Here is a 2,727-nt window from a genome sequence, read left to right as displayed (position 1 = left end):
TTGTCCTTCTGGACGTAGTGGGCGAAGCGCTCGTGGTCGCCGTCGCCGTGGGACACCTGCGGCGTCGGCTCTACGAGGGTCCCCGTACCAGTCCCGCGCTCGGGCTCAAGAGTGCTCATGCCGCCAAGGGTACCGAGGCGCGCACGGATCAGTTGAGCGAAGGGTCGTCGGGGTAGGTGGCCACCATCGCGAGCTCGTTGCGCTGGCGGCGCAGGACCTCGCGCCAGAGTCTCTCGGGGGACGGGGAGGAGACGTCGCCGGGTTCGGACTCGACGACGTACCAGGCGCCCTCCACCAGTTCGTCCTCCAGCTGGCCCGGGCCCCATCCGGCGTAACCGGCGAAGATCCGCAGGGAGCCGAGGGCCGAGGCGAGCAGTTCCGGCGGGGCCTCCAGGTCGACCAGGCCGATCGCGCCGTGCACCCGGCGCCAGCCGAGCGGGGCCCGGTCGCCGTTCCCGCCGCCCGGGATGACCGCGACACCGAGCGCGGAGTCCAACGAGACCGGACCGCCCTGGAAGACGACCCCGGGCTCGCCGGCGAGGGAGGCCCAGCCCTCCAGGATGTCACCGACGCCCACCGGGGTGGGCCGGTTGAGGACGACACCGAGGGAGCCCTCCTCGTCGTGGTCGAGAAGGAGCACCACCGCGCGGTCGAAGTTCGGGTCCGCCAGGGCGGGCGTGGCCACGAGCAGCCGCCCTGTGAGCGAGGACACCTCGGTCATGCCAGACATGATCCCGCATCTTCCCGCCCGGTGGGGAGCCAATCAGGGTGTGCGAGTGAATGCAGCTCAGGGTGGACGGAAGCGTTCCCGGCGCACGGTGACGGGCGGTGACCCCTCGTGCCCGCAGCGGAACGGTTCGTGTTGTGACACGGCTATGACGAAGCTGGGCGGTACTTGGGCTTACGGCAGGGGGCCGATGGGCGATTACTCTGTCTCTCCAGCCCTGCCCGACTCCACGGAACGCGAGATTCATGACCGTCAACGACGATGTCCTGCTTGTCCACGGCGGCACCCCGCTGGAGGGCGAGATCCGGGTCCGCGGTGCGAAGAACCTCGTACCGAAGGCCATGGTCGCCGCGCTGCTGGGCAGTGCGCCGAGTCGACTGCGCAACGTTCCGGACATCCGTGACGTGCGCGTCGTACGCGGCCTGCTGCAGTTGCACGGGGTGACGGTACGGCCGGGTGAGGAGCCCGGTGAGCTGGTGCTGGACCCGACGTACGTGGAGAGCGCGAACGTCGCTGACATCGATGCCCACGCGGGGTCCAGCCGGATCCCGATCCTGTTCTGCGGTCCGCTGCTGCACCGGCTCGGGCACGCGTTCATCCCCGGGCTCGGCGGCTGCGACATCGGCGGCCGGCCGATCGACTTCCACTTCGACGTGCTGCGGCAGTTCGGCGCGACCATCGAGAAGCGGGCGGACGGGCAGTACCTGGAGGCTCCGAAGGGGCTGCGCGGTACGAAGATCCAGCTGCCGTACCCGTCCGTCGGCGCGACCGAGCAGGTACTGCTGACGGCCGTACTCGCCGAGGGCGTCACGGAGTTGTCGAACGCGGCCGTCGAGCCGGAGATCGAGGACCTCATCTGCGTGCTGCAGAAGATGGGCGCGATCATCGCGATCGACACCGACCGCACGATCCGCATCACCGGTGTGGACAGGCTCGGCGGCTACACCCACCGCGCCCTGTCGGACCGCCTGGAGGCGGCGTCCTGGGCGTCGGCGGCGCTGGCGACCGAGGGCAACATCTACGTCCGGGGCGCCCAGCAGCGCTCGATGATGACGTTCCTGAACACCTACCGGAAGGTGGGCGGCGCCTTCGAGATCGACGACGAGGGCATCCGCTTCTGGCACCCCGGCGGCCAGCTGAAGTCCATCGCGCTGGAGACGGACGTGCACCCCGGTTTCCAGACCGACTGGCAGCAGCCGCTGGTCGTCGCCCTGACCCAGGCGACCGGCCTCTCGATCGTCCACGAGACGGTCTACGAGTCCCGCCTCGGTTTCACCTCCGCGCTGAACCAGATGGGCGCCCACATCCAGCTCTACCGCGAGTGCCTCGGCGGGTCGGCCTGCCGCTTCGGCCAGCGCAACTTCCTGCACTCCGCGGTCGTCTCAGGACCCACCCGGCTCCAGGGCGCCGACCTGGTCATCCCCGACCTGCGCGGCGGCTTCTCCTACCTCATCGCGGCCCTCGCGGCCCAGGGCACCTCCCGCGTCCACGGCATCGACCTCATCAACCGCGGCTACGAGAACTTCATGGAGAAGCTCGTGGAACTGGGCGCGAAGGTCGAACTCCCCGGCAAGGCCCTCGGCTGACCGCGGCCTCCGGACCCCGCCCCCGGCCCACACCATCCGTCCGGGGGTCCGGGGGCCACCCCCCGGACAGACACCGCACGGCGAAGCTCCCGGTCAAACCCCTCGGATGACCACCCCCACCCCGGCCCCGGGCCACGCCCTCCGGCCGGGGCCGGGAGTCGCCCCCGGACAGACACCGCATGGAGAAGCTCCCGGGCACGTCCCTCGGGTGATCACCGCCCCCCCCCAGCCCGCCCCCGAGCCACACCATCCGGCCGGGGTCCGAGGGTCACCTCCCCGGACAGACACCGCACGGCGAAGCTCCCGGGCAAACCCCTCGGATGACCACCGCCCCCCGCCCCGGACCCCCAGCCACCACCGACTTCCACGCCGCGGACGCCATCGTCGCCCTGTCCCCGGCGTACGACACCCAGA

The 2,727-nt window shown here is 70.9% G+C and carries 2 protein-coding genes and 1 pseudogene; 1 reads left to right on the top strand and 2 read right to left on the bottom strand.

Annotation, left to right across the window (positions count from 1 at the left end):
* Positions 1 to 119 (bottom strand): annotated as a pseudogene (locus ABZ646_RS44400) (DUF3039 domain-containing protein); the annotation flags it as partial.
* Positions 120 to 148: 29 nt separating this feature from the next.
* Positions 149 to 721 (bottom strand): YqgE/AlgH family protein, encoded by a 573-nt coding sequence (locus ABZ646_RS44395; RefSeq protein ID WP_358983442.1) that lies wholly within the window; start codon positions 719 to 721, stop codon positions 149 to 151.
* A gap of 251 nt (positions 722 to 972) precedes the next feature.
* Here ABZ646_RS44395 and murA point away from each other — a divergent pair, with 251 nt between their 5' ends.
* A complete protein-coding gene (murA, locus tag ABZ646_RS44390; protein ID WP_360532852.1) occupies positions 973 to 2,313 on the top strand; it encodes a UDP-N-acetylglucosamine 1-carboxyvinyltransferase in 1,341 nt (446 codons plus the stop codon).
* Positions 2,314 to 2,727 lie beyond the last annotated feature (414 nt).

The sequence above is a fragment of the Streptomyces sp. NPDC007162 genome (assembly GCF_040634175.1).
Classification (GTDB): Bacteria; Actinomycetota; Actinomycetes; order Streptomycetales; family Streptomycetaceae; genus Streptomyces.
Note: the sequence above shows the minus strand (reverse complement) of the source record. Positions and strands in the feature narration are given on the sequence as shown.

Bases quoted from the DNA above. Each gene is read 5' to 3' on its own strand.
- ABZ646_RS44395 (WP_358983442.1), bottom strand. From the start codon at position 721: ATGACCGAGGTGTCCTCGCTCACAGGGCGGCTGCTCGTGGCCACGCCC.
- murA (WP_360532852.1), top strand. From the start codon at position 973: ATGACCGTCAACGACGATGTCCTGCTTGTCCACGGCGGCACCCCGCTG.